Origin of the sequence: Paraburkholderia sp. RL18-101-BIB-B, assembly GCF_046026985.1 — a bacterium.
Classification (GTDB): domain Bacteria; phylum Pseudomonadota; class Gammaproteobacteria; order Burkholderiales; family Burkholderiaceae; genus Paraburkholderia.
On sequence record NZ_JARESV010000011.1, the window covers coordinates 1 to 26,032 of the forward strand.

At 62.3% G+C, this 26,032-nt stretch carries 29 protein-coding genes; 7 read left to right on the plus strand and 22 right to left on the minus strand.

Features of this window, described 5'->3' with window-relative positions; all coding sequences use genetic code 11:
- Positions 1-372, minus strand: a 372-nt coding sequence (locus tag P0D73_RS17815) for a GDP-mannose 4,6-dehydratase (protein ID WP_408432335.1), incomplete at its 3' end; no start/stop codon positions are given.
- Between the two features lie 466 nt (positions 373-838).
- Positions 839-1,750, minus strand: coding sequence for a GDP-mannose 4,6-dehydratase (locus P0D73_RS17820; protein WP_408179364.1), 912 nt, complete (start codon positions 1,748-1,750; stop codon positions 839-841).
- Between the two features lie 192 nt (positions 1,751-1,942).
- Here P0D73_RS17820 and P0D73_RS17825 point away from each other — a divergent pair, with 192 nt between their 5' ends.
- Positions 1,943-2,821: a symmetrical bis(5'-nucleosyl)-tetraphosphatase gene (locus tag P0D73_RS17825; RefSeq protein ID WP_408432337.1), complete on the plus strand. Its 879-nt coding sequence runs from the start codon at positions 1,943-1,945 to the stop codon at positions 2,819-2,821.
- Between the two features lie 49 nt (positions 2,822-2,870).
- On the opposite strand, the gene P0D73_RS17830 is transcribed toward P0D73_RS17825, so the two are convergent.
- From P0D73_RS17830 to P0D73_RS17865, 8 genes are all read right to left on the minus strand, one after another.
- Positions 2,871-3,716, minus strand: coding sequence for a lysophospholipid acyltransferase family protein (locus P0D73_RS17830; protein WP_408432339.1), 846 nt, complete (start codon positions 3,714-3,716; stop codon positions 2,871-2,873).
- 72 nt (positions 3,717-3,788) lie between these two features.
- On the minus strand, positions 3,789-5,069 hold the full coding sequence (locus P0D73_RS17835; protein ID WP_408179359.1) for a dihydroorotase: 1,281 nt from the start codon (positions 5,067-5,069) through the stop codon (positions 3,789-3,791).
- Between the two features lie 125 nt (positions 5,070-5,194).
- A complete protein-coding gene (locus P0D73_RS17840; RefSeq protein WP_012431924.1) occupies positions 5,195-6,220 on the minus strand; it encodes an aspartate carbamoyltransferase catalytic subunit in 1,026 nt (341 codons plus the stop codon).
- Between the two features lie 195 nt (positions 6,221-6,415).
- Positions 6,416-6,970 carry a bifunctional pyr operon transcriptional regulator/uracil phosphoribosyltransferase PyrR gene (gene pyrR, locus P0D73_RS17845; protein WP_408432341.1) on the minus strand — a complete coding sequence of 185 codons (555 nt, stop codon included), beginning with the start codon at positions 6,968-6,970 and terminating at the stop codon, positions 6,416-6,418.
- The gene (gene ruvX / locus P0D73_RS17850) at positions 6,957-7,397 is read right to left on the minus strand and encodes a Holliday junction resolvase RuvX (RefSeq protein ID WP_408432343.1); all 441 of its coding nucleotides are present in this window, start codon (positions 7,395-7,397) and stop codon (positions 6,957-6,959) included. The genes pyrR and ruvX overlap by 14 nt, the downstream gene beginning before the upstream one ends.
- The gene (locus P0D73_RS17855) at positions 7,394-7,972 is read right to left on the minus strand and encodes a YqgE/AlgH family protein (RefSeq protein ID WP_007178990.1); all 579 of its coding nucleotides are present in this window, start codon (positions 7,970-7,972) and stop codon (positions 7,394-7,396) included. The genes ruvX and P0D73_RS17855 overlap by 4 nt, the downstream gene beginning before the upstream one ends.
- 252 nt (positions 7,973-8,224) lie before the next feature.
- Positions 8,225-9,637, minus strand: coding sequence for a FimL-related protein (locus tag P0D73_RS17860; protein WP_408432345.1), 1,413 nt, complete (start codon positions 9,635-9,637; stop codon positions 8,225-8,227).
- Between the two features lie 268 nt (positions 9,638-9,905).
- A complete protein-coding gene (locus P0D73_RS17865; protein ID WP_006047743.1) occupies positions 9,906-10,076 on the minus strand; it encodes a rubredoxin in 171 nt (56 codons plus the stop codon).
- A gap of 290 nt (positions 10,077-10,366) precedes the next feature.
- Between P0D73_RS17865 and P0D73_RS17870 the strand changes: the two genes are divergently transcribed.
- Complete coding sequence (locus P0D73_RS17870) at positions 10,367-11,227, plus strand: hydroxymethylpyrimidine/phosphomethylpyrimidine kinase (RefSeq protein ID WP_408258202.1); 861 nt, start codon at positions 10,367-10,369, stop codon at positions 11,225-11,227.
- A 162-nt stretch (positions 11,228-11,389) separates the two neighbouring features.
- Here the strand turns inward: P0D73_RS17870 and groL are convergent, their stop codons facing one another.
- From groL to P0D73_RS17885, 3 genes are all read right to left on the minus strand, one after another.
- On the minus strand, positions 11,390-13,030 hold the full coding sequence (gene groL / locus P0D73_RS17875; protein ID WP_132375877.1) for a chaperonin GroEL: 1,641 nt from the start codon (positions 13,028-13,030) through the stop codon (positions 11,390-11,392).
- A gap of 54 nt (positions 13,031-13,084) precedes the next feature.
- Positions 13,085-13,375 carry a co-chaperone GroES gene (groES, locus tag P0D73_RS17880; RefSeq protein WP_007178996.1) on the minus strand — a complete coding sequence of 97 codons (291 nt, stop codon included), beginning with the start codon at positions 13,373-13,375 and terminating at the stop codon, positions 13,085-13,087.
- A gap of 487 nt (positions 13,376-13,862) precedes the next feature.
- Positions 13,863-14,717 (minus strand): helix-turn-helix transcriptional regulator, encoded by an 855-nt coding sequence (locus P0D73_RS17885; protein WP_408432347.1) that lies wholly within the window; start codon positions 14,715-14,717, stop codon positions 13,863-13,865.
- Between the two features lie 308 nt (positions 14,718-15,025).
- On the opposite strand from P0D73_RS17885, the gene P0D73_RS17890 reads away from it, so the two are divergent.
- Positions 15,026-15,337 (plus strand): cupin domain-containing protein, encoded by a 312-nt coding sequence (locus P0D73_RS17890; protein WP_408432349.1) that lies wholly within the window; start codon positions 15,026-15,028, stop codon positions 15,335-15,337.
- 157 nt (positions 15,338-15,494) lie between these two features.
- On the opposite strand, the gene P0D73_RS17895 is transcribed toward P0D73_RS17890, so the two are convergent.
- Positions 15,495-16,736: an NADH:flavin oxidoreductase/NADH oxidase family protein gene (locus P0D73_RS17895; protein ID WP_408432351.1), complete on the minus strand. Its 1,242-nt coding sequence runs from the start codon at positions 16,734-16,736 to the stop codon at positions 15,495-15,497.
- A gap of 217 nt (positions 16,737-16,953) precedes the next feature.
- On the opposite strand from P0D73_RS17895, the gene P0D73_RS17900 reads away from it, so the two are divergent.
- Together P0D73_RS17900 and P0D73_RS17905 are read left to right on the plus strand one after the other, a co-directional pair.
- Complete coding sequence (locus P0D73_RS17900; protein ID WP_408432353.1) at positions 16,954-17,559, plus strand: TetR/AcrR family transcriptional regulator; 606 nt, start codon at positions 16,954-16,956, stop codon at positions 17,557-17,559.
- 120 nt (positions 17,560-17,679) lie between these two features.
- A complete protein-coding gene (locus tag P0D73_RS17905) occupies positions 17,680-17,802 on the plus strand; it encodes a hypothetical protein (protein ID WP_408283182.1) in 123 nt (40 codons plus the stop codon).
- A gap of 143 nt (positions 17,803-17,945) precedes the next feature.
- Here the strand turns inward: P0D73_RS17905 and P0D73_RS17910 are convergent, their stop codons facing one another.
- The 4 genes from P0D73_RS17910 to P0D73_RS17925 form a co-directional block, all read right to left on the minus strand.
- A complete protein-coding gene (locus P0D73_RS17910) occupies positions 17,946-18,449 on the minus strand; it encodes a YybH family protein (RefSeq protein ID WP_408283184.1) in 504 nt (167 codons plus the stop codon).
- Positions 18,450-18,462: 13 nt separating this feature from the next.
- Positions 18,463-18,963 (minus strand): Cif family virulence factor, encoded by a 501-nt coding sequence (locus P0D73_RS17915; RefSeq protein ID WP_408179345.1) that lies wholly within the window; start codon positions 18,961-18,963, stop codon positions 18,463-18,465.
- 107 nt (positions 18,964-19,070) lie between these two features.
- A complete protein-coding gene (locus P0D73_RS17920; RefSeq protein WP_408179343.1) occupies positions 19,071-19,460 on the minus strand; it encodes a MarR family winged helix-turn-helix transcriptional regulator in 390 nt (129 codons plus the stop codon).
- A gap of 204 nt (positions 19,461-19,664) precedes the next feature.
- Positions 19,665-20,576 (minus strand): LysR family transcriptional regulator, encoded by a 912-nt coding sequence (locus tag P0D73_RS17925; protein ID WP_408283188.1) that lies wholly within the window; start codon positions 20,574-20,576, stop codon positions 19,665-19,667.
- Positions 20,577-20,680: 104 nt separating this feature from the next.
- Here P0D73_RS17925 and P0D73_RS17930 point away from each other — a divergent pair, with 104 nt between their 5' ends.
- Both P0D73_RS17930 and P0D73_RS17935 read left to right on the plus strand, forming a co-directional pair.
- On the plus strand, positions 20,681-21,769 hold the full coding sequence (locus P0D73_RS17930) for an alkene reductase (protein ID WP_408432355.1): 1,089 nt from the start codon (positions 20,681-20,683) through the stop codon (positions 21,767-21,769).
- Between the two features lie 157 nt (positions 21,770-21,926).
- Positions 21,927-22,283, plus strand: a complete 357-nt coding sequence (locus P0D73_RS17935; protein WP_408432357.1) for a helix-turn-helix domain-containing protein — start codon at positions 21,927-21,929, stop codon at positions 22,281-22,283.
- Between the two features lie 4 nt (positions 22,284-22,287).
- On the opposite strand, the gene P0D73_RS17940 is transcribed toward P0D73_RS17935, so the two are convergent.
- The 4 genes from P0D73_RS17940 to P0D73_RS17955 form a co-directional block, all read right to left on the minus strand.
- Positions 22,288-22,704: a VOC family protein gene (locus P0D73_RS17940; RefSeq protein ID WP_132375882.1), complete on the minus strand. Its 417-nt coding sequence runs from the start codon at positions 22,702-22,704 to the stop codon at positions 22,288-22,290.
- On the minus strand, positions 22,701-23,231 hold the full coding sequence (locus tag P0D73_RS17945) for a helix-turn-helix domain-containing protein (RefSeq protein ID WP_408432463.1): 531 nt from the start codon (positions 23,229-23,231) through the stop codon (positions 22,701-22,703). Before P0D73_RS17945 ends, P0D73_RS17940 begins: the two co-directional genes overlap by 4 nt.
- Before the next feature lie 412 nt (positions 23,232-23,643).
- The gene (locus tag P0D73_RS17950) at positions 23,644-25,146 is read right to left on the minus strand and encodes a DHA2 family efflux MFS transporter permease subunit (protein ID WP_408432359.1); all 1,503 of its coding nucleotides are present in this window, start codon (positions 25,144-25,146) and stop codon (positions 23,644-23,646) included.
- A gap of 220 nt (positions 25,147-25,366) precedes the next feature.
- Positions 25,367-25,972 carry an FMN-dependent NADH-azoreductase gene (locus P0D73_RS17955; RefSeq protein ID WP_408283203.1) on the minus strand — a complete coding sequence of 202 codons (606 nt, stop codon included), beginning with the start codon at positions 25,970-25,972 and terminating at the stop codon, positions 25,367-25,369.
- Positions 25,973-26,032: the final 60 nt, after the last annotated feature.

A 26,032-nucleotide genomic window follows, 5' to 3' on the forward strand; every position in this document is an offset into this window, starting at 1 on the left:
CGCGGCCTTGTCTGCCTCGCCGAGCGCATTCCAGTAATGGCGGGCCGCCTCGAGCAGCGTGAAGGTGCCGACCACGTTCGTTTGCACGAAATCAGCCGGGCCATGGATCGAACGATCCACATGGCTCTCGGCGGCAAAATGCAGCACGGCACGCGGCTTATGCTCGGCAAAGAGCGCGTCGAGCGCGGCGCGATCGCAGATATCCGCGCGCACGAAAATGTGCTTCGGATTGTTTCGTTGCGACTTGAGCGTACCCAGATTGCCGGCGTACGTCAGCTTGTCCACGTTCAGTACCGCTTCGTCCGACGCATTGAGCCAGTCGAGCACGAAATTGGCGCCGATAAAACCGGCGCCGCCCGTTACCAGAATCATGAAATTCCCTTCTAGATGTTTGGTAGCAGGTCGAATTAGGCTGACTGACCTGCTCCCACGCGTTGTGGTGTCGGAATCTTGTCGACGCCCGCCGCCGCCCCTGACATTGCGGGCGGGCGCTCAAACGCCAATCTTATGAAGCCCCGATTATAAAGCCGCCTAAGGCAAAAACTAGAACCCTAACAACTTGAAACAGCTTGACAAGTTTGGTTTCCATCATTCAATCCCGCCGTCACTTTCATGATAAATGTCGCTGTGAACGGCCGTAGGCATGATGGAGCGCCGCGCCGATGGAACGGCTAGCGGCCTGATTCAACGCGACGCACCGGCAAAACGGGAGGCAACACCGCACACATCTGAACAAATCAGCATGCAATGCGAAGCATTATGATTGTTTATACGCGATCGAAAGTCGCGCGTCACCATGGCCCAAAAAGATGGCGGATTGCCGCGCGGGTGCGGCCGATTATGCCGCCAGCATCCAGCGCAGCGTATCCATGAACGGAATGGCCTCGACTTTCGGCACGAGCGTGCGCAGCTTGGCGGGCGAACCGGCCAGCATCTTTACATCGGTTTGTCGCACGAAGGCGGGATTGATCTGAATCTCGAGCTCATGCCCCGTCAGATTGCTTGCCGCCGAGAGAATTTCGCGCAACGTGAAAGGCGTGCCGGTGCAGACATTGACCGTTTCCGAAGCGGCCTCGGAGTCGAGCAACGCTTCATAGGCGTTCGCCACGTAGCGCACGTCGGAGAAATCGCGCGCAACGTCGATATTGCCGAGTTCGATCGACGGTTCGCGGCGCGCGAAGTGCTCGACGATCTTCGGCACGAGGAAGTTGGACGCCTGGCCGCGGCCGGTATAGTTGAACGGCCGCACGATCAGGATCGGCAGGCGGTCGAACCAGGTCCGCACCATGGTTTCCATCGCCGCCTTGCTGGCCGCGTAGTGATTGACCGGCGTGACCGGAAAGCTCTCGTCGATGGCGTCGCTCGTCACGTTGCCGTAGACGTTCGCGCTGCTCGCGATCAGCAGCTTGCGGGGCGTATGGCCGACAGCGGCGCACGCCTCCAGCAGATTCAGCGTGCCGATTACGTTGACGCGGTAAAAGTCGAGCGGATCGTTATGGCCTACAAAGCTGATCGCGGCCAGATGGACAATGTAGTCGGGCCGCGCGGTTTCGATCACGCGCCGGCAGGCATCCGGCGACGTGATGTCGAGCCTCAGGCGCGTCGGCGTTTCTGGCTCGTCGCGCCCGGCGACCGTTTCGATCACAGTGTGGCCGCGACCGAGCAGGTTATCGACCAGATAGCGGCCAGTAAAGCCGCTCGCCCCGGTGACGAGCGTACGGATAGGTTGCTCTGCATGAAAAGACGACATGCTTTCTCCGTTCATGAAAGTCATCCTGTTGTGTCGCAATATCGCGGGGTCCTGCACCAGCCCGCTTGCCAGCAGCGCCTGACGCGATATGAACCCTTCAAACGGGCTATTATGTCACGCTAATATGTTGCATTGCCCAACGCGGCACGCCTCGTGCGTAACAGCGTGTATCAAACCGCACCCATTTCCTTGATGACACCGTCCACCACGTCTTCCGCTCTTTCCGATCCGTCCCCACTCCCGCTCGCTTTCGGCGATCTGCAAGGTTGCCGCACGCCGTTCCAGCAACTGCTGGCCAAGGCCGCGCCGCCGACCGGTACGCCGCTGTGGTTCGCGGGCGACCTGATCAACCGCGGCACCGAGTCGCTGGCCACGTTGCGCGACGTCATCGCGCTCGGCGAGCAGGCGGTGCCGGTGCTGGGCAATCACGACCTGCATCTGCTGTCGGTGTCGGCGGGGATTCGCAAGTCGAAGAAAGGCGACACGATCGACGAGATTCTCGCCGCGCCGGATGCCGCCGACCTGCTCGAATGGATCCGCCACCGTCCGATCGCGCACTTCGACAACGGCATGCTGATGGTCCATGCGGGCGTGCTGCCGCAGTGGGATGTGAATCTGACGCTCGAACTCGCCGACGAATTGCAGCGCGCCCTGCGTGCGCCGAGCTGGAAAGAGACGCTCGCCGGTTTGTACGGCAACGAGCCGAATCGCTGGAAACCGGGACTGAAGGGCATCGAGCGGCTGCGTTTGACGTGCAGCGCGTTGACGCGCATCCGCTTTTGCAACGCCGAAGGCGTGATGGATTTCAGCAGCAGCGGCAGCCTGAACGCGGCGCCGCCGGGTTGCATGCCGTGGTTCGATGTCCCGTCGCGCAAGACCGCCGATGTGACGGTGGTGTTCGGTCATTGGGCCGCGCTCGGACTGATTTTGCGTGACAACCTGATCGGTCTCGACTCAGGCTGCGTGTGGGGCGAACAACTGTCCGCCGTGCGTCTCGCGCAAAAGCCCGCGGAACGCACGCTGACGCAGGTCGATTGCGAAAACTGCCGCGCGCCGGGCGGCGGCAACTAACTCGCCGCGGTGACGCGGCCGGATGAAAGGCCCGAGGTCAGCCCAAATGTTAGGCCGAACGTCCTGACTGGTCGACCTGATCGACTGGTTCTTCGATCAGCGTTGCCACGGCGGCGGATGTGGCGGCCCGCTCCGCCATCACCGCGCCGGTTGTCGCGGTGCCGCTTTGCATCGCCTGCAATGCGGCCGCAATCACACCTTCCGCTTCTGCCGCCAGCGTGCGCCGGTCCGCGCCTGGCGCGAGCGGTGCGCAGACATAGATATGCGCGGTGAGCGGTCCGCCGCTCAGCAGCAGATTCAGAGAATCGGCGAGCGACAGATCGTCGATATAGGCAGGCGCGGTGGATTGCCGGCCCTGCGCGTCCTCATACATGATGCACAGCGGCTGCACCGCCGCCGACGCCGACACGGCCGCCTGAAACAGGTTCGCGTGAAACGGCAGCAGCGCGAGACCATTGGACGTGGTGCCCTCGGGAAACACGCACATCAATTCGCCCGCGCCCAGGCGGTCGGACAGTTCATGCATGATCCGCTTCGCGTCGCTGCGCTTTTCGCGCTGAATGAACACTGTGTCCAGTTGCTGCGCGAGCCAGCCGACCACCGGCCATTGCCGGATCTCGGCCTTCGAGACAAAGGGTGTGGGCCGCCACGCATTGATCACGTAGATGTCGATCCACGAGATGTGGTTGGCGACCACCAGCGCGCCGCGATCGAGCCGTGCGCTGTCGTTATGCACGACGAGCCGCATGCCGCACAGGCGCAACATCTTCAGCGACCATTCGCGATTGAGCGTGTGACGCACATGGGCGCTGGCTTTGGGAAAGCGCGTCGCCACGATCCACATGCCGTGCAGCAGATGGGCGACGAGACGGGCCTTGCGTAACGCGAGCTTCATGGTCGGAGCGTTCCTGATTGGGCCACGAACTGGCTTATGAGCGGGACGACGAGAGTAGCAACACCGCGGCGATCAGCGCTGTTCGAACGCGACGTGCCCGGACACGATGGTCGCACGCACGCGCGCCGGCAATTCGTAGCCGAGGAACGGCGTATTGTGCCCCTGGCTCTTCAACGCGCGCGGCTCGACGCGCCAGTAAGCATTTCGGTCGAACACGCAAAGATCGGCCACGCCGCCCACGGCGATACGACCGGCCGCGTCCAGATTGAGCACATCGGCCGGCGCCGTGGTGATTCGGTTCAGCGCCTTGGCGAGCGGCACGCCTGCTTCGTCGGCCCACTTCACCGTCAGGGACAGGAACAGCTCCAGCCCGGTCGCACCGGGCGTGGCCTCGGCGAAGGGCAGCAGCTTTTCGTCGTCGTCGACGGGCGTGTGGTCGGAGCAGATCGCGTCGATCGTGCCGTCGACCAGACCCGCGCGAATCGCTTCGCGATCGCGCTGTTGACGCAACGGCGGGTCGAGCCGGAACTGCGCGTCGAAGTAGCCGATGTCGAGGTCGATCAGATGCACGTGATTCACGGTGACGTCGCACGACACCGGCAGGCCCTCGGCCTTCGCCGCGTGCATCAGCGCGACGCCCGCCGCCGACGACACGTGCGACAGATGCACCCGTGCACCGGTCACGCGCACCAGTTCGAAGATGGTGTGCAGCGCGATGGTTTCCGCCGACACCGGCACGCCCGACAGCCCCAACCGCGACGCCAGCGCGCCGCTCGCGGCCACGCCGCCCTTGCCGAGATAAGCGTCCACGGGACGCAGCCACACGGTGTAACCGTAGGTCTTCGCGTATTGCAGCGCGCGCATCAGCACCTGAGTGTCGACCACCGGCACGTCGGCCTGCGAAAAGCCGATGCAGCCCGCTTCGGTCAACTCGACCATCTCGGTGATGACCTGCCCCTTGAGGCCGACCGTCAGCGCGCCGAGCGGATACACGTGCGCCTGATCCAGATTGCGCGCGCGGAACTTGAGCATCTCGACGAGGCCCGGTTCATCGAGCGTCGGATCGGTGTCCGGCGGACACACGAGGCTCGTCACGCCACCCGCGAGCGCCGCGGCCATTTCGGATTCGAGCGTCGCCTTGTGTTCGTAGCCCGGCTCGCGCAAACGCGCCGAGAGATCGACCAGACCCGGCACGACACACAGGCCTTTGGCGTCGATCGTCTTCGACGCGTTGAACTCCGCGGGCGCGTTGCCGATGGCGACGATCTTGCCCGCTTCGATAAAAATGTCCTGCTGCTGTTCGGTGCCCGCTGCCGGATCGATCAGCGTGCCGCCTTGAATATGAATCTTCATGCGCTGCCTTATGTTCAACCTAACGTTCAGCTACGTTCCGCGCAATATGCCGCGTGTTCGTACTGTGCTTTCGCGACGCGCGCGCCGTGCCATTCACGATCGACGCCGCGCTGCACCTTGCAAGATCAATCGTGGTTGCCCGCGACGATCCCCATCACCGCCATGCGCACCGCGATCCCGAAGGTCACCTGGTTCAGAATCACCGATTGCGGGCCATCGGCCACTTGCGAATCGATTTCGACGCCGCGGTTCATCGGGCCCGGGTGCATCACGATCGCGTCGGGCGCGGCGAGCGCGAGACGCTCCGGCGTCAAGCCCCAACTCTTGAAATACTCCTGCGCCGACGGCAGCAATGCGCCGCTCATCCGTTCGTTCTGCAGACGCAGCATGATGATCACGTCGACGTCCTTTAGACCTTCGTCGAGGTTGTGAAACACGCGCACGCCCATCTGTTCCAGGCCGCCCGGCAACAGCGTGCGCGGACCGATCGCGCGCACTTCCGGCACACCGAGTGTGGTCAGCGCATGAATGTCCGAGCGGGCGACCCGCGAATGCAGAATGTCGCCGACGATCGCCACGCGCAGCTTCGTGAAGTCCTTCTTGTAGTGGCGGATCGTGTACATGTCGAGCAGCCCCTGCGTGGGGTGCGCATGACGGCCGTCGCCGGCATTGATCACGTGCACATGCGGCGCGCAATGCTGGGCAATCAGATAAGGCGCGCCGCTCGACGCATGGCGCACGACGAACATGTCGGCATGCATCGCCGAGAGGTTGTTGATCGTGTCGAGCAGCGACTCGCCCTTGCTGGTCGACGACGCATTGATGTTCAGATTCAGCACGTCCGCCGACAGACGCGTCGCGGCGATCTCGAAGGTGGTGCGGGTGCGCGTCGAGTTCTCGAAGAACAGGTTGAACACCGACTTGCCGCGCAACAGCGGCACCTTCTTCACCTCGCGATCGGTCACGCTGACGAACTGGTCGGCGGTGTCGAGAATGTGATTGACGATCGCCTTCGGCAAGCCCTCGATCGACAACAGATGTTTCAGCTCGCCGTTTTTCGTGAGCTGCGGGTTGCCCTTCAGGAAGCCATAACGGAAGCGCTCGGTGGCGCTATCGGCGGAATCCTTGGGAGCCTGGGTGGCGGTGTTCATGGTGTACCTGCTTCAAATACGGGCTTTCAACGTGATCGGTGTCGATGCTGACTGCGTGTGACGATGCCAAGCCGGCTTTCGCGCGCGATGCCGCGGCGACCGGCTCGAAAAATCTCTCTTGTGTGGCGTGTGATGGCTCGATGCAATGCGCCGATTGCGACGGACTCGCTGCGCGCCTGACTCATCGCGCCGTGTTCAGTCGACGCGTGCTTCAGTGTGAAAAGTGAAACGCGGCTGACCGGGTGCGCCGCCTGCTTCAACGCTTTCCGAGCGGGCCAGCACGAGCGTGGCGTCGGCGGGAATGTTCATCACGCCGCCGACAAAGCGCGCCGCCACCGGCAATTCGCGCCCGCCGCGATCGGCGAGCACCGCCAGTTCGACCGATGCCGGGCGGCCGTAGTCGTACAGCTCGTTCAGCGCCGCGCGAATCGTGCGGCCGGTGTACAGCACGTCGTCGACCAGCACGATACGGCGGCCGTCGACCGAAAACGGCAGCGAGGTCGGGCTCGCCTGCGAGTGCAGGCCTTTCTTCGCGTAATCGTCGCGATGCAGCGCGACGTTCACCACGCCGAAGCTCCGCAGGTTCAGGTCGCGCGCCAGCCGCTCGGCAAGCCACGCGCCGCCGCTGTAGATGCCGGCCAGCACCGCGCCTTCGGCGCCGTCTTGCCCGCCGCCGAGCTGGTCGCCATACACCGCGCGAATCTGGTCGAGCAGCGCGCGATAAAGCGCTTCGGCGTCAATGGAACTCATGATCGTCGGAAAGTCCGTCTAGATATTGCTGGAGGATGATGCTGGCGGCTTCGGCGTCGAGCATGTCGGCGCGGCCGTTGCCGACGCGGATTTCCGCCTTCGCCTCGACCGACGAATAGCGTTCGTCGATCCACGTGACCGGCAGATTGAAGCGGCCGTTCAGCTGATTGCCGAAGCGCTTCGCGAGCTGCGTCATTTCGTGCGGCGTGCCGTCCGGATGCATCGGCAAGCCGACCACGAGCGCGTCCGGCTTCCATTCGGCGATCAGTTTGCCGACCGCCTCGAAACGGTATTCGCGGCTGCGGTTCTGCACGATCACGAGCGCCCGCGCGCGACGCGTCAGCGAATTGCCGACCGCCACGCCGATGCGTTTTTCACCGTAGTCGAACGCAAGCAGCGTCGCCTCACGTCCGCCCGGCAGGCTCATGCGTGACCCGCCTCGCCCGACAGCATGGACAGGTTGATGCCGAGCAAGGCCAGCGCGGCTTCGAGACGCTCTTCGGCGGGTACGTCGAAGACGATCTTCGGGTCGGCTTCGACCGTCAGCCAGCCATTCTTCGAAATCTCTTCTTCGAGCTGGCCCGCGCCCCAGCCGGCATGGCCGAGCGTGAGCAGGAAACGCTCGGGACCCGTGCCGCTCGCCACCGCTTCGAGCACGTCTTTCGAGGTGGTCATCTCGAGACCGCCCGGCACCGACATGGACGAGGTGTACGCGTTGCCGTCTTTCGGATCGTGCAGCACGAAGCCGCGCTCGGTTTGCACCGGGCCGCCGAAATAAACGGGCACATGGAGAAGGGGTTCGATCTCGAGCTTGAGATCGATGCGACTGAAGAGCGCTTGCAGGTCGATATCGGTCGGCCGGTTGATCACGAGGCCGAGCGCACCGCGCTCACTGTGATCGCAAAGGTAGACCACCGTTCCTGAAAACGTCGGATCCGCCATGTTCGGCATGGCGATCAGGAACTGGTTGGTCAGATTGATGCGATCGGTACTCTTGGACATAGTTCGGATTTTAGCAAAGACGATGCAGGATGGCGGGCTTTGAGCGTGGAACCGCGATGTGTGCCATGGAGCGTGCCGCGAGCCATCGACGGCGATTCAAGTTGCACTCTATCACGCACGCGGGCGCTCGCCACGGTGCAGGTTCGCAGGGTTTCGCGGCACGCGTATTGCGTGCCGGCGGGATATGTCATTGCGGCCCGTTGCGTCCGGCCGGCAGAGGGTCCGGCGGGCCGAATCCGCCACGCGTACTGTTCACGCGCCGCCCTGCTCGATCGAGCGCGTCAAGGCCGCCAGCGCGGTGTTGCCGCCGGGCGGCGCGACGCCCGCTGCGACTTTGTGCAACGTAGCACGCAAGGCCTCGGCGGCCTGCTCGAGCGTGCTCGCCGCCGGCGCGCCGACAATCACATGCGCACGCACCGCGGGCGTCGACACGCCGGCATGCGCGCGACGGCGCCACGCGAGCCCCAGCGCGTCGGCCAGCAGCGCCACGTGGCCGAGGCCCAGCGCGCACGCGGCGGAGCCGAGCCGGTAGGCGGCATCGCCCGCCTGCAGCGCTTCGCTGGGATCGGCTTTCTCCGGCTGGTCGGCCGCGCGGGCATGCTCGGTTAACGCGGAGATCGAGGCGTCCGCGGTTTGCAGAAAATCTTCGTACGCGTTGGCGCTAACCGCCAGCACGCCCAACTCGCGCGTCAGTGCACTGCGCGTGGCGCTGATCGCTTGGGCCTGCACTGCGCCCGCTTCCCAAAGCATTTCGGATGCCTGGGTGCCCGCGACGTGCCAGTCGACGGTCAAGCCGTAGTCGTGCAGCACTTCCACCTGGTCGGCGTCTTCCGCTGCGGCGCCGAACAACGCGTAGTCGCGCCACAGCAGCGCAAGCGTCGCGCGCACGAGGGAGCGCGGCGCAAGTTCGATGCCGCGCGCATGATCGGCGAGCGCGAGGTTGCAACGGGCGTAGAAACGCCGCGCGTCGGTTTCCCCGGTGGCGCGGCCGCTGACCCGTAAAGCCTTGGCGCAGGCCTTGGCGAGGCGCCAGAAATCGTAAGGGTCCGGGCCGGCGAGTTCACTGAAAACGGCGTCCAGTTCGTCGAGCGCCGCATTGGTCACGGCCAGTGCCGCCGCACTGCCGGAATCGGCCTGCGAGCGCAGCACCGGCAGCAGCGCGCGCTCATAGCGAGCCCGCAGATGAGCCAATTGATCGGCGGACTGCGCGTGCAGCGAGACCGGCGGCACCGGCCGCGCGGTCAACGCGAGATCTTCGAACGCGACGGTGGAACCGGGCGTGTGCTCCGACAGATGCGTGCAGAGCGCCCGGTAATGATTGAACAGTACGGGCGAGCAGGACAGCTCGCGCAGATTGTGGCGTTCGAGCGCGGCGCGGAAGTCGCGCAAGGCCGCGCCGAACACGGGCCGCGCGTTGGCCGCATCTGCCGGGTCGCCCTCCAGGAGCGGCGACAGCCGCACCAGCGCGTCAGCAAAACGCTGCGCGCTCAGCCAACCGGCTCCGCGCAATGCGTGCGACGCACGCAGCAACGCCGAGGTGCTCTCGCTGTGCTGTTCGAATGCCAGCAGCGCCTCGGCCAGCGCCAGTTCGGCCGGACGCACAGCGCCGCCGCGCGGGTTCGGCAAGGCATCGAAGGAAACGGGTGCAGCGGATCGAAGAGTCATGGGCAGGCGACACGAAGCTGACGGGCCGTCGCCTCGCGCCGCACGCAGACTGATCGGCTAACGCGCGAACCGGCAACAGGACAATGACAGACTAACGTTGCGACACGGCACAGCCGAGGACGTTCCGCGTCGACGCGTTGGGGCAAACTTCAGAGCGCACCGGGTGCGTTCGATCCGGCGCGCCACGCCGGCTGCGAAACACCATGCCAATGCCGCGCCGCAGGCATGCGGCGCGGCCCGCAGCCGGCATGCCGGCTGCTCCCGGACTTCAGATCTGGACCATCTCGAAGTCTTCCTTACGCGCGCCGCACTCCGGGCAGGTCCAGTTAATGGGGACGTCTTCCCAGCGGGTGCCCGGCGCAATGCCTTCGTCCGGCAAACCGGCTTCTTCGTCGTAAATCCAGCCGCAAATCAGGCACATCCAGCTTTGATATTCCATTCTTGTGTCGCGTCGTAGAGTCCGTGGAAACGGGAGCCATGATGGTACCGTGTTGCCGCCCCAATGCCTAGCAATCAGAAACGCGCAATCGTAGCGTGCTACGGCCTTTGGCTATGCAGTTTGCGTCGGCCGGCACGGTGGTTGCGGTGCCATGCCGCGCGCCGGCCGCGGCCGGCTTGCTGCGATGCATCGCGAGATGCGAAAAAACGCCCTCGCGACGGTTTAGGCCGCATAATTGAGTCGATTGCGCACTCTCTGCGCCTAAATTTAGCTCCTTTCTGTCAATCTTCATGCCCAGCGACACGCCTCCGATCGTCCTCACCTTCGGCCTTTCCGATCCCACTGGCGGCTCCGGCCTGCAAGCCGACCTGATGACCCTTGCCAGCATGGGCTGTCATGGCGTCTCCGTGCTCACGGGCTACACCGTGCGCGACTCGGCGAGCTGCGACGAAGTCACCGGGCTCGACCCTGAAGTGGTCGCGACCCAGGCGCGGATGCTGCTCGAAGACATGCCGATCGCCGCGTTCAAGGTCGGCGCCTGCACCCGCGCGGAAGTAGTGAGCGCGATTGCCGAAGTCGTCGCCGATTACGACGACATTCCGCTGATTCTCGCCCCCGATTTCACGCTCGACGACGAGCACGTGCTGTCCGCCGACGAACTGCGCGAAGCGATCGCCGATCTGCTCGCGCCGCAAACCACCTTGCTGGTCGCCGATTCCGCCACGCTGCTCGCGCTCGCGCAACCGGACGGCGACGCCGAAGCGCCGAGCCTCGACGCCGCCATCTCGCATCTGCTGTCGCAAGGCTGCGAATACATTCTGTCGACGGAAACCGGCACACACCGGCACGTCAACACGCTGTTCAGCGAAGACGGCCAGTTGCGTCAGGACATGTGGGACCGCGGCAGCCATCGGATCATGGGCTTGACGGATACGCTGGGCTCGGCGATCGCCGCGTTGCTGGCCAACGGCCAGGAGCCCGCTGAGGCCGTGCGCGAGGCGCAGGAATATTTGTACCAGGCCCTGCGCAACGCCTTCCGGCCGGGCATGGGCGCGTATATGCCGGACCGGTTCTTCTGGGCGCGCAGCAGCGACGACGAAACGCCGCCGACAGCCGGCAAAGATGCGGCGCCGGGCGAAGCACGGCACTGATAGGTAACGCGAAGCGCTGATCGCTTTCCCGGCGCTTCAGCCCGCAGCAAGCGCCCATAAAAAAAGCCGCATTTCTGCGGGTTTTTTCTTTTGGGAAGCACGCCTCGCGGCGCACTCCCCCATGTGCTTCCAACTGGACCTCGTAACGAGGCCCAACTGAAATTACATGTCCATGCCCATGCCGCCCATGCCGCCGGGCATACCGCCGCCCATCGGAGCATCTTCCTTCGGCAGTTCGCAGACAGCTGCGTCGGTCGTCAGCAGGAGACCCGCCACCGAAGCTGCGTTTTGCAGCGCCGTGCGCGTCACCTTCGTCGGATCCACGACACCTGCGTCAACCAGGTCGACGTACTCGCCGGTTGCTGCGTTGTAGCCGTAGTTGCCCTTGCCAGCAGCAACAGCTGCCACCACGACGCTGGCTTCTTCGCCACCGTTCGTGACGATCTGGCGCAGCGGCTCTTCCATCGCGCGCAGCACGATCTTGATACCTGCGTCCTGATCGGCGTTCAAGCCCTTCAGGCCGGCGATTGCCGTACGTGCGCGGATCAGCGCGACGCCGCCGCCAGCAACGATGCCTTCTTCCACAGCTGCGCGCGTTGCGTGCAGTGCGTCTTCGACACGTGCCTTCTTTTCCTTCATTTCGACTTCGGTCGCAGCGCCGACCTTGATCACTGCAACGCCGCCTGCCAGCTTGGCAACGCGTTCTTGCAGCTTTTCACGGTCATAGTCCGACGTTGCTTCTTCGATTTGCGTGCGAACTTGCTTCACACGTGCTTCGATGTTCGCACCTTCGCCAGCGCCGTCGATGATCGTCGTGTTTTCCTTGCCCACTTCGATGCGCTTCGCTTGACCCAGTTCAGCCAGCGTTGCCTTTTCGAGCGTCAGGCCGGTTTCTTCAGCGATGACTTGACCGCCGGTCAGGATCGCGATGTCTTCCAGCATGGCCTTACGGCGATCGCCGAAGCCCGGAGCCTTGACAGCAACGGTCTTCAGAATGCCGCGGATGTTGTTCACCACCAGCGTTGCCAGTGCTTCGCCTTCGACGTCTTCTGCGATGATCAGCAGCGGACGGCCAGCCTTGGCGACTTGCTCCAGTACCGGCAGCAGATCACGGATGTTCGACACCTTCTTGTCATGCAGCAGCACGAACGGGTTGTCCAACACGGCAACTTGCTTGTCCGGGTTGTTGATGAAGTACGGCGACAGGTAGCCGCGGTCGAATTGCATACCTTCGACCACGTCCAGCTCGTCTTGCAGCGACTTGCCGTCTTCAACGGTGATGACGCCTTCCTTGCCGACCTTGTCCATGGCTTCAGCGATACGATCGCCGATCGATGAGTCGCTGTTTGCCGAAATCGCGCCGACTTGGGCGATTTCCTTGTTGGTCGTGCACGGCTTGCTGATCTTGCGCAGCTCTTCGATCGCTGCGAACACAGCCTTGTCGATACCGCGCTTCAGGTCCATCGGGTTCATGCCCGACGCGACGTACTTCATGCCTTCGCGGACGATCGACTGAGCCAGAACCGTTGCGGTCGTGGTGCCGTCACCTGCGTTGTCGCTGGTCTTGGAAGCAACTTCCTTGACCATTTGCGCGCCCATGTTCTGGAGCTTGTCTTTCAGTTCGATCTCTTTCGCGACCGACACACCGTCCTTCGTGACCGTCGGGCCGCCGAAGCTGCGTTCCAGGACAACGTTGCGACCCTTCGGGCCCAGCGTGACCTTCACAGCGTTCGCGAGGATGTTCACGCCTTCAACCATCTTGGCACGGGCGGAATCACCGAATACGACGTCTTTAGCTGCCATCTTCTAACTCCTTGAATTCTTTAAGATATGACCGGGAAAAGTAGCGACCAGCGCTTACTTTTGCACCACGGCCATGATGTCTTCTTCGCGCATCACGAGCAGTTCGTTGCCGTCGACCTTAACGGTCTGGCCTGCGTACTTCCCGAACAGGACGCGGTCACCAACCTTCACGTCGAGCGCGATTTGAGCGCCCTTGTCGTCACGCTTGCCCGGGCCGACTGCCAGAATTTCGCCTTGATCCGGCTTTTCTGCTGCGGCTTCGGGGATCACGATGCCCGACGCGGTCTTGGTTTCTTGATCCAGACGTTTGACGATCACGCGATCATGCAAAGGACGAAGGTTCATACATACTCCTCTCTTGATTGAGACTGAAGAACGCTGAGAAAACCCGGCTGGCTGAGCCAACCGGCGATGTTGTTAGCACTCTCGTGCAGCGAGTGCTAATTATATGGACGGGTGGTGACAAATTCAAGAAGGGATGCTGCTGTTGGGTGAGATTCACTCAACTTTGGACCTTGTCCACTTAAGTCTGAGCGCCCGAGCGGCGCCCGGCCGCCATCAGGAAAGGAAATATCATTTTGAAACAATGGGTTATTGTGAAACCAGCTGTTCCACAATGCCCCGAGTGCAGTGCGACCCCTGGCTTTTTCTGACGGCATCAGTCCGCGCGTCCGGGTGACTCACACCAAATCCAGGGGAAAACCCCGCCCCAAGTGCAATCGTCAGTGACGTTCCGGCAGATCGAAAACATGTTTCGGCCCCTGCCAGCACCTAACTCTCTCTCCCAGCCGGCTGAGGACGGAATCGACAGTCAGCTCGACACGCGCGGTGGTCATCGCGCTGCGCCAGAGACAAATTGTACGTTGTGTCTGTATTGGCTCGGTGTCACCCCTTGCTGACGAGCAAAGAAGCGCGTGAAGTTCCCAGGCGAGTCAAAGCCCAGATTGAGCGCAACATCCTGAAGTGCCATTTCCTGCTGCGAAACACTTTGAATCGACAGATCCATCCGCAGCATGCTGCCGAATGTCGCCGGCGTCATGCCTGTCTGCTTGCGGAATAGATGGAAGAAATGTGGACGCGATAGCCCAACCATTTGTGCAAGATCATCGAAGTCGGGTGCGATGCCCCGCACCTCTTTCATCGCTTCGATCGCGCGACGAATTCTGATGTCGTAAGCGATTCCGCCAACGGATCCGGCCGCTGACAGCTCATTCCTCTGGGGCAATACACCGACGAGTTCGCCGGTCATGTCGGCGATCAGCCCTTGGAGCGCTTGAAGCGACTGGCCCTCACGGTCGGTCAGGATGTCGAGCAGATCAGTATGAAGGCGGCCAAGCTTCCCTTGCAACGCTACGGACGGCCTCGAAAAAAACCGGGGATGAATGCTGTAAGCGAAGCGCCGGTCGACCTCCCTCAACCAGTCCGGCTCTAGGTAAAGGGCCAGCAGCACAGTCGGCTGCGATTGTGGGCGATGCTCATAGAAGTGCGGCTCCCACGCATTCACGAGCAACACGTTCCTGTCCGACAAAACGTGCTCACGATTGCGGATTCCGAACTGGATGTCCGGACCGCCCTCCTTGAAGATAACGTGAGAAACCCGGTGTGCGTGCAAGACCATGCTTTTGTCCAGCATGAGCAACGCCACTCTTCCAAACGGTCCGTGAATGATTCGCAAAGGTTCCGACATGGTGATTGGCTCCTGCCGCCCCGATGAATTCAAAGCGCTCTTATTCGCTCGGCCGCTTCGCGCAAAAAAAAATCATCCGGAATGATAAATCGGCCCCGTCCGGGACAAGTTTGCATACGGCAGGGACAAGGACAAGTGGGAAATTCGCCTACTCTGGCGGATAGGTTCGCCGCTACCGAAGTATGGTCCAGCGGCCAATCAACACGCTTCGAAGTCCGAACGTGAATGGCGTCTGCTGCGATGCAGAACGCCTCCCGTGACATTCGCAAATCAAGGAGACGATCCTGGCTGGTGTCGGCAGTGAAAAGGTGTTTGAGAATGACAAGGTCATCGTATGGAATTTCGTCCTCGCTCCGGGCGAGGAAACACCGGTACATACCCATACGCATTCCTACATGTGGTACGCGATCGAAGGTGCCCCCTTGCATATCTTCGACGAAAACGGCGGGGACCTCGGCATCTTCGACGTGCCAACGGGCGCGATTTATTCCCTCAAATGCGAGGACGGATATCTGGAAGTCCTGTCCGAGATCGGCAAGGGCGCCAAGGTCCCTGCGACGCACAAGGCGCGCAACGAGGGAAGCAAGCCATACCGCGAGGTGCTCGTCGAATACAAATAGCAGCGCGTCTGATTGAGACACCCTGGTACCCGATCAGGGTGACACTAACGCAGACGGTACGAGCGTGGGCCATGGCACACGCTCGACGGGACTGGCAACTTGAAGTCGCCAGGACGACCGGAGGCCGCCGCTGGATTCGCTGCGGTCCGGACATAGCTTAAGCCCGCTGCTGCAAGAGTGCGTTCATGTTGCGGGTCTCGAGCTCGGTGAACTGGGCCACGGCATCAGCGCCATCTAGCGACAGATCCGCGTCGAGCCCATCCGCCAGACGTTCGAGTTGCATGTTGTTCCATGGAAGAAGATGGAACGGATGGAGCATGGCTTCGGGACTGGACGCACGATCGACTTCGCCCGAGAGAATGCGCTTCGGAACTTCAGGATCGGCGATGATTGGGCGCCCGAGTCCGATGACGTCCAGTTCGCCGCGCTCCAGCGATTCGACCATGGCGGCCGTCGTGCGGAACCCGCCTACCACCATCACGGGCATCGTCGCCGCGGCACGAACCGAGGCCGCGAAATCCACGAAAAATGCTTCGCGCTTGACGGTACTTTCGCGCGGCGCGTCTTCTCCTTCGTCCTTCAATGTGAGGCCGGCGATCTTCGGCTGCTCGAGCGAGCCGCCCGAAAGTTCAAGCAGATCAAGTGTCGAATCGTTGAGCTTCTTCACCAGCTCGATGCATTCGGCATTCGTAAAGCCGCCCTTTTGAAAGTCCGACGAATTGAGCTTGATCGCAACGGGAAAGTCGGGTCCAACGGCGGAGCGGACCGCCGCCAACACTTCGAGCAGGAAACGCGAACGGTTTTCTAGCGAACCGCCCCAACGGTCGGTGCGTTTGTTGGCGAGCGGGCTCAGGAATTGCGAAATCAGATAGCCGTGTGCCCCATGCAGCGAGACACCCGTGAAACCGGCCTCGCGGACTTTCCCCGCCGCGAAGGCGAATTGCCCGATGGCCTGCTGGATCTGCTCTTCGGTCATCTCACGCGGCGTGGCAAACGAAAAGCCGGCGCCCCGTATCACATCGATATCCACCGAGGAAGGCGCCAGTGGCGACGTATTGATCGCGTCTTGCACCTGTCGTCCGGTATGACTGAGTTGAGCCCAGAAATGCGCACCTTCCGATGTTCCTGCCGCCGCGAGCCGCGCCAGTTGCTCCTGTCCGCTATCGTCATGGATGACGATGTTGCCCGGGCGCTCGAGGTGCCACCGATCGACCTGGATATTGCCGGAAAGCAGAAGGCCTGCGCCGGAATGCGCCCAGCGCCGGTACAGCGCCTCGAGACGCGGCGTCGAATGATTGTTGGTATCGGCCATGCCTTCGCTCATGGCCGCTTTGGCCAGGCGGTTTGTCAGGATCGCGCCGCTGGGTAACCGGAGCGGCTGTGAAAGGGCGTTGTTCATCCGAATGTCCTTCAGGGGAAAAATTGTATGAAGACCAAGCCCTTCCGTCGCAAAGCATAAGGGGTGGCTCGGCTGTCTAACGACAGTCATCGCTGTCGTTTGTTGTATAGTGATCGCTGTCGTATGATGCGTCAAGCAGATAAAAGAGGGACACGTTATGGTCAAGACCTGGTCGGATGACAATCCGAAAGCCGCGCTGATGTCGCGCAAGCGCACGATGATCGTCGACGCCGCGCTGCGGGCGTTCCTTGAGAATGGCTATGCGGAAAGCTCGGTGAACCGGATCGCCGAGGAAGCCGGCGTATCGATCAAGACGCTCTACCGGCACTTCGAGAGCAAGGACGATCTGTTCAGTGCGGTGATGGAAGCGGCCTGCTCGACGACCGGCACGCAGTCCGGTTCGGCAGAGGGAGTCGCAGAGCTTCGCGAGCCTGATTGGTTTAGCGAACCGCCGCCCGTCGCGTTGCCGATCGCGGGGGGCGAATATCTTCGGCACGCGCTTTCGGAAGAACAGTTGGCGCTGTATCGCGTCGTGACCCGCGATGCCCCTCGCTTCCCCGAACTCGCGCGCCGCTATCGCGAACAGGTTGCGGGTGCACGCGACGCGCTATTCGCGAGCTATCTTGACCGATGGCTACCTGTCACAGGCTGGAAAGTCAAAGACAAGTATGGTGCCGCGGCAACCTTCGCGGCACTCCTTAAGGCCACGCTTTTCGACGAGGCGCTGTTTGGCGTGAAGAGCGCAAGCGAGGAAGAAATTGCATCGTGCGCGAGGAACGCGGCCGTCCAGATAATGGTTCTCATCGAAGCCTGTCAGTTCTAATTCGTTCCGCTGATTCCAAGCCGCGATGGATTCGAGGCGTTGCGGAACATCGTGTGCTGGCCTGCCTCGCCGGCGGCGTGATGGAACAGCGGGCCGCTGCGGTCAACCACCATTGCCGCAATGCCGAACAGCGCCTTTCGCGACACATCGTCGAGCGACGCCTTGATGGCCGAATCGTCAAAAGATCCGTACGCGGGCAAGCGGGCCGATTTTGCGATTGACGGGATCGCCGCCCTCGATTGAGATCGCATCGACGCGTATCAGGACTTCGTCAGCCCCGCAGACCGCGCCGGCGACATCTTCATAACGGAAGATCTGCGGTCCTCTATTCCGAGAGCAGACGACGGCTTCCGTCTCTCTGCTCTCGTTGACAGAGAAAATCGGATCTACTGCGCAGGCGCCGGCACAGGCACGATCGACGCAATCCGCCACCCTTCCGGGGTTCGGACAGCGACTTCATAGACGAGGAACGGAGCGCTCCTCGCTGACGCTTCCGAAGCGCCAAGGGTAATCTGCGTAGGGGCGTACAACTGGGCAACGTCTGCGGTCAGGGGAACAATTTTGATGCTCTCGACGTTCGGCTCGAACTTCCACACCCCTTTGAAGGTTTCCTTGAAATGCTCGATGAGCGCGGGCTTCCCCCAGAACTGGTAGGCGCGAGCCACGAATGCGATCGGGTCGGGTTGGCCAGCTGGCGCGGATGCCAGTACGCGCTCGAACGCGACAATGTCATGCGCCGTAGCGGCCGCTGCCTGCCGGAGAAAGACGTCTTTGACCTCTTGCCTGTCTTTCTCCGTGAAACGATGCGTGGCGGCGGCGTATGCAGTCGCATTGGCGGCCGCAAGGATCACAACCGCGAAGAATGAAACGAGTGTTTTCTGTATGCGCATGTGCATCTCCCATTCACTCGGCAGGAACGGGAATTACCGCCGAGATCTTCCAACCGGATGGCGTCCGGATCGCAAACTCGTTGATCAGAAATGTCGCCGTTCTGGCGGGTTGGCCGGCTGCTCCGAGTGTGACGCGAGTCGGTGCATAGATCTGCACCGTGTCGCCGTTCAACGGAATGATGCTTATGGCGCTCTGATCCGGTTCAACGCGCCACGTACCCGTGAAAGCCTTGCGGAAGTGCTCCATGACGGCATCCCTGCCCCAGAACCGGTACGCGCGAGCCACGAACGAGACAGGGTCTGGCTGACCTGGAACGGCATGCGCCAGCGTGCCGTCGAGCGCGTCGATGTCATGGGCCGTTTCGGCGGCGGCCTGACGCAGGAACAAGTCATGAATCTCCTGCGTATCGCTTGCGGTAACTTCGGCAGCGTGCGCGGAAGTCACGGCAGTCATCAATGAAAAGGAAAGTGCAAAGAGGAGGTTGCGGCGCACACCCAACGATCGAATATCCACGATATATAGTCTCATATGCCCGTATATGGAATTTTTTTGCGGCGAGAGAACGGGATACTCTCGCCGCATGTCGCGGGGATCTCAATGCAGATGTGGCGCCCTTGACCTCAGAAAGTCTCTTGATCCATGGTCAGGTCCAGTTGCACGATTCGAGCCATGAATCGCCGCATCGCCAACGCGTCCTCCGTTCCAAATTCCTTTTCGAAGCGTGCTTGCGCCTTCTGCCACGATGGTTTGCTTTGCGCCTCTATCTTGGCGCCCAAGGTAGACAACGCTAGTTCTCGCTCCCGGCGATCTTCGCGCCCGACCTGAATCGTGATCAGCCCGTCGCGCTCGAGCGGGCGAACGTTGTGTCCCATCGTTGCCCGATCCATCGACAACACGTCGGCAAGCGCGGCCATTGTCGTCGGCCCGCGGCTGGCAAGGAGACTCAAGATCGTGTACTGCGTGGCCCGCAAACCGGTTTCCACCATGCAGGCATCATAGAAGCGGGTCAAGCGCCGCGCGGCTTTACGCAGAGCGGTGTTGTTACATACACCAGGATTGATTGCCGGCCGAGACGCAGTCATGTTGGATCAAACGTTAAGATCTTGGAGAAAATATTATGGGCATATAAGACCATTGTCAAGCGAGTTCATGCCGGCCGATTAGCACAGAAGTTCGCTTAGCCCACACCTGGCCGGCCGCGTTCGCAACGACGGCTACGTTGCCCGATCGAACTTGTGTGCAAACCGCTCCGTCGCCCATTCGATAAAGACGCGCAACCGCTGGCTCATATGCCTGTCTGGCGGATACACGAGGAAGAAAGGGTATGGATCCGGTTGCCACGTCGACAGAACAGGCAGGAGTTCGCCACGCGCGATCGCGTCCCTCGCGGCAAACGAGAAGGTTTGAATCACGCCGAGACCGGCCAGCGCAGCCGCGACATGGGCGTTGCTCTCGTTCACCCCCATGCCTTGTAAGCTGCCGATTTCGATTCGCTCGCTGCCCTTCTGAAAACGCATCGGCAACACGCGTCCCGTCCGTGCAGAAACGTAGCTCACGATCCGATGGCCGCTTTTCAGCTGGTCGGGATGCATCGGCCTGCCGTGCTCCTTCAGATAATCGGGCGTCGCGCATGTCACCCACGATGCACGGCCAAGCGGACGTGCGACTAGCGAGGGCTCGTCTACGCTGCCACCGCGGACGACACAATCTACGTTCTCGCCAATGAGATCGATCTGCCGGTCGCTCACGCCGAGATCGACACGAATGTCGGGATATCGCGCAATAAAGTCGGGCAGTGCCGGGATCAACACGCCGCTTGCGTTCGCCGAGCCGATGTCGATGCGCAACCGTCCGCGCGGACGCTGATGTGCGCTCGCGAAACCCGAGTCGATGTCCTCGAGTTCCTTCAACACGCGCGAGGTGCGCTCGTAGTACGCGGCACCCTCGGCCGTGACGGTGACGCGTCGCGTCGTTCGTTGAAGCAGTTTGACGCCGAGATGCTGCTCCAGTGAACGCACGAGTTTGCTCACCGTGGCGAGCGGCATCTCGAACGAGTCGGCGGCACGGGTGAATGCGCCCGCTTCAACAACACGGGCGAACACGCGAATGGCAAGCAGTTGGTCCATGTCGATTATCTATCCACGTAGATAAAGTTATCGGATTTACCCACTTTTTCAACAATCTCCTGCTTTGTACAGTAGCGCTCACGTCTTTGAAAAGGAAGTTGATCGTGACTACGAACGCACTTGAACGACTGCTTGCGCCCATTCGCCTCGGCAGGCTGGAACTGAAGAACCGTCTGGTCATGGCGCCGATGACCCGCAGCCGCGCCGGGTTCGACGGCACGCCGGGAGAGTTGGCCGCCGAGTACTATGCGCAGCGCGCGAGCGTCGGCCTGATCGTGACTGAGGGGACTCAGCCCTCGGACGATGGGCAGGGTTATCTCGCCACGCCGGGCATCTATTCCGACGCGCATGTCGCCGGATGGAAGAGGATCATCTCTGCCGTGCATGATCGCGGTGGCCGTCTATTCATCCAGCTCATGCACGCGGGGCGCATGTCGCACCCGGAGAACACGCCGCATCATCGCCAAGGCGTCGCGCCTTCGGCCATCGCGCCCGCTACGCCGATGTTCACGGCCAAGGGGATGCAGGATATTCCGGTACCGCGTGCGCTGACGACCGAGGAGGTGCGCCAGACCGTGGCCGACTTCCGCTTCGCGGCACGCCGCGCGATCGAGGCAGGCGCCGATGGCGTCGAGATCCATGGTGCGAATGCCTACCTGGTCCATCAGTTCCTCGCGCCAAGCGCCAATGCCCGCACCGACGAATATGGCGGCTCGATCCAAAACCGCGCCCGCTTTGCCATCGAGGTAGCCACTGCTATCGCCGACGAAATCGGAACTGACAGGACGGCCATTCGCCTGTCACCCGGCATGACGCGGTGGGGCATCGACGAAGGCGCCGAAGGACCGGCGCTCTACCACTATCTGGTGGCTGAACTGGACAAGCTCGGTCTGGCGTACCTGCACATCACGCATCAGGGCAATGAGCCGCTGGTCGCTGACATTCGCAAGCTTTGGACGGGCGTCTTGATCCTGAACCGGCCGGGCCGCCCCCGTGACGAGCTTGGAGCCGATGTAGCCTCGGGGCTCGCCGAGCTGGAAGCCTATGGCCAGATGGTGCTGGCCAACCCGGATTTCGTCGCGCGCCTGAAAACCGGCGCACCGATGAACGCTGCGAACCCCAATGCCTTCTTCGGCGGCGACGGGCGCGGCTATATCGACTATCCGGCGCTAGCCGAAGCCGTCGAACCCTGAGGGAGTGCGCGTTACCAATCACGCCGGGCGCGAGCCTACTTCGCATCATTGGCAAGATGCGGCTCGCGCCGGCAATCCCGCTCGACGGCGGTGCATGAGCCCCGAGTCAGTGCCTAACCGACATACCGCCACACGACAGACAGTCAGTCACTCGACCATGATCAAGGCAAACCACCTTGTGTACTTCGCCTGCGTAGTCAAGCACAGAAGCTTCAGCGTAGCCGCGAAGGAAGTCCGCGTAAGCAAGTCGACGTTGAGTCGTGCCGTCATCGACCTGGAACAGGGCTTCGAGCATCACTTCTCACGAGAACGAGCCGGCGCGTGGATGTCACGCCCGCGGGCGAGCGGCTATACGCACGCTGCCTCTCCGTGTACAACGCCGTACTGGCGGCGCAAAAAGCCCTCGAAAATATCGAGGCGGAGCGCAATATCACTCCAACCGCTCACCGGGAAACCAGTGCAGTTGACCAATAAGGCGGATGACCGCTATCCGCGCCGTACGACGTTTGAGTGACTACTCACGTCGTGCTTCGCGGCTCCTGAATCATCTTCCAGCCGTTGCCGGCGGGGTCGCGGAAACCGGCGTCGACGCTGCCGAAGCGATCGACCGGCTCCTGGGTGAATTCCACGCCACTTGCCTTTAGCCGGGCGTAGCTGGCGCGGCAATCGGACACCACGAGGACGAGCGGCGGCATGGCCCCCTTCGCGACCATCGCGCGCAGGGTCTGCGCGGTGGCATCGTCGTGAATGGGCGGACCGGGTTTGAACAGTCCGAGCTGGAACGAGGGTTGGTCCGGATGCTGGACTGTGAGCCACCGGTAGGGACCGTTGACCACGTCCGTATGAACGCGGAATCCGAGTTTGTCGACGTAGAACTTGAGCGCTTCGTCCTGATCGTCGACGTACAAGCCGACCACACTAATACCCTGGTTCATGACACCTCCTTGGTTGATGGCCGGAATGTACCTTTGGCCACACGGCGGCGCTTCTCCAAAACTGCGATGGTGAGATCGGGACGCTGCGCGGCCTTCAGAACGCAGGCGGGCACGCGGTCGAGCTGCTGCATGGCGGCCTGCGCCTCACGGCGCATGGCACTGGGGCTTCGTCCAGTGATGTCGCGGAAGATGCGGCCAAAGGTACCCAGGCTCTCCCAACCGGTGGCGAACGCTATTTCCGTGACGCTGAGCCTAGTGTCGCGCAGCAGGGTATTGGCCTGCTCGATGCGCCGTGTCAGCAGGTAGCGATGCGGCGGGATGCCGAAGGCCCGCTTGAAGGAGCGAGCGAAATGGGCCTCGGAGACGCCACTGACCGCGGCCAGGCGTTCGACGGGCCAGGCCTCGTGCGAGGCGGCATCCATTCGGTCTTTGGCGCGTAGCAGGCGGCGCAGCAGGGCCGGATCCTGCAACGGGTCGACGACGGCCGGCGCTGGCGACGAGGCAGGCGGCTGATTGAATTCGGCCATGATCATTGATCGGCATCCTTGGCTGCAAGGGCAGCCTATCGAAGAATGATTCCGGAACCTCTCGATACTTTCATCGGTCTGCGGCTAGAGCGAATCGGTCGGCACGATTGCCAATTATTCGAGCAAGTCCGTGCGTTCAACGCGCGGCATCGATGAGATCGATGAACAGGTGCGACGCGTTCGGACCGCCTGTGATCGTAGCATTCCGGACCCGCACACAAAACCGTTCGAGGCTGACCAGTATCTCATCAGTCGACTTGCTTCAGACAAACGGTTTGGGACTAGCGATATAGACGTCCGGGTAGTGACGCCCGCATGAAGCCATGCATCGCCAGCCGCGATCCGGCGCCTTCGATCGCGCCTGCGGTTCCGCGATCCGGCGTGATCGACTGCCGACACGGCTCGTGTTCGATCAGTAGTGCTCTGTCGCTGCCGCGTTGCCGGTTGTGGGTGCGGGGCCCGCTGTCGTTACGCCGTGACTGTCAGCAACCGGTCGCGCGCCGGCGCCGCTCGGCCGCCCAGGACGCAACAACAAACCGCCCAGCACACCCGCCGCCGCCGCGAAGATCGCACCGACCAGAAACGCCACGTGATAGCCGCTGTTGAGCGCCGCAGTGGCGCTTTCGGAAGCCTGCATCGCGTCACTGCGCGCGGCGGCGAGACTTGCGAGCACCGCGAGGCCGAGTGCGCCCCCCATCATCAACGATGTATTGACGATACCGGACGCGAGGCCCGAATCGCTCGGATCGACGTCGCTCATGGCCGCCAGCAGCACGGCATTGAATGCGATGCCCGCACCGAAGCCGAACAGGATCATGCCGGGCAACACGTCGAGCACGAAGCTGCCGGTCATCGGTGCCCGTGCGAACAGCGCGAGGCCACACGCCGCGACGAGCAGCCCAACGGCAAGCGGAAGGCGCAGACCGAAGCGCATCACCACGCGCGCCGACAGCCCCAGCGAAAAGAACGCCATGATCAGACTGGCCGGCAAAAACGCGAGCCCGACCTGCATGGGCCGGTAGCCAAGCACGCGCTGCAGATACAACGCGGAGATGAAGAACCACGCGAACATCGCTGCCGCCCAGAGTACGCCGACCACATTGGCAGTCGCGAGATTGCGCAACCGGAACAGGCCGAGCGGCATCAACGGATGCTGCACGCGCGCCTCGATAACGAGAAACACGGCAAACAGCGCCAGCGCGGCAAACAGCAGGCCCAGCGTCTGCGCCGAGGTCCAACCCGCTTCATTACCGTTCACGACTGCGTACACGGCGAGCATCAGCGAAGCAGTTACCGTCACCGCGCCGGCCACGTCTAGCCGTTCGCCATGCGCATGACCGCGTGCCGCGGGCAAGAGCGCGACGCACAGCGAATAGACGGCGATGCCAATGGGCAAGTTGACGAGAAAGATCCAGTGCCAGCTCAGCAGGTTGGTCAACAGACCGCCGAGCAGTACGCCGATGCTGCCGCCTCCCGCGCAAACAAAGCAATACACGCCCATCGCTTTAGCACGCTCGCCGGGTTCAGTGAACAGGTTCATGATGAGCGACAGCGAAACAGCGGAGACGACCGCGCCGCCCAACCCCTGCACGGCACGCGCGCATACCAGCAGGAGTTGCGAATTAGCCATGCCGCATGCGAGCGACGCCAGCGTGAACAGCGTAATGCCGCCGAGGAACAGCTTGCGGTGGCCGTAAAGATCGCCCAGCCGCCCGCCAAGCAGCAGGCAGCCGCCGAAGGTCAGCATGTACGCGTTGACCACCCACACCAGCGAGGTTTCGGTAAAGCCGAGGTCCGCGGCGATCGACGGCAATGCAACGTTCACGATCGTCGTATCGAGCACGATCATGAGCACGCCGAGGCACAGAACGATCAGCGCTAGCCAGCGTTTATTGCCGTGGATGGAATGGGTCATGCAGAGACTCCTTTGCCTTGGTCAGACAACTGCAAGCGGATGCCGGCCATGCCGATACCACCAGAAGGCATCGGCATGACCGGTTCCCTTCCGGTTTCGATCAACGCTTGCTGAGCATCGCAAACTGCTGGCGCAACGCGTCCGCCATGTACGACCACGAACCTGCACCGTGACCCAGGAAGCAGGTAGGCAAGTGTGGAACGGACATGGCGGTGCTACGTCATGCAGCGAGTGCGGCGGTATCTTTCTTCGCCGAGGCAATGGCCCCATTGCGTGCCTCCTCACCCATCGCCACGCCCTCCGCGCGAATGAAAGTGATATCCGTGATGCCCAGAAAACCGAAGGCCGCCTTCAGATAGGTTTCCTGGTGATCGAAGAAGGCTGCAGGCGAGCCTTCGCTATAAACGCCGCCGCGCGACGAGGCGATGATCAGCTTCTTGCCGCCGCATAGTCCGACCGGGCCGTGCTCCCCGTAGCTGAACGTCTTCCCGGCGACAGAGATGCGGTCGATCCAGGCCTTCAGTTGAGAAGGCACGCCAAGGTTGTACATCGGTGCGCCGATGACCACGATGTCGGCGGCCAGGAACTCCTCGAGCGCGAGCTGGCCCGCGGCGACGTCGGACTTCAATGCGTCGTCGACCGGGGCGCCTTGCGCGGCCGCGAGGTGTGCGGCCGTCAGATGGCCGATCGGTGTGACGGCCAGGTCGAGATGAGTGACAGCAAGGTCGGCATGGCGGGCCCGGAAAGTTGCGGCAACCTCCGCCGACAGATCACGACTGACCGAGCCTTGCCCGAGGATGCTGGAGTCTACGTGTAGCAGTTTCATGCGATATCTCCGAAGTGGCAGACGATGCGTATGCCGGAAACCCGCACGATAGGCTCTGAC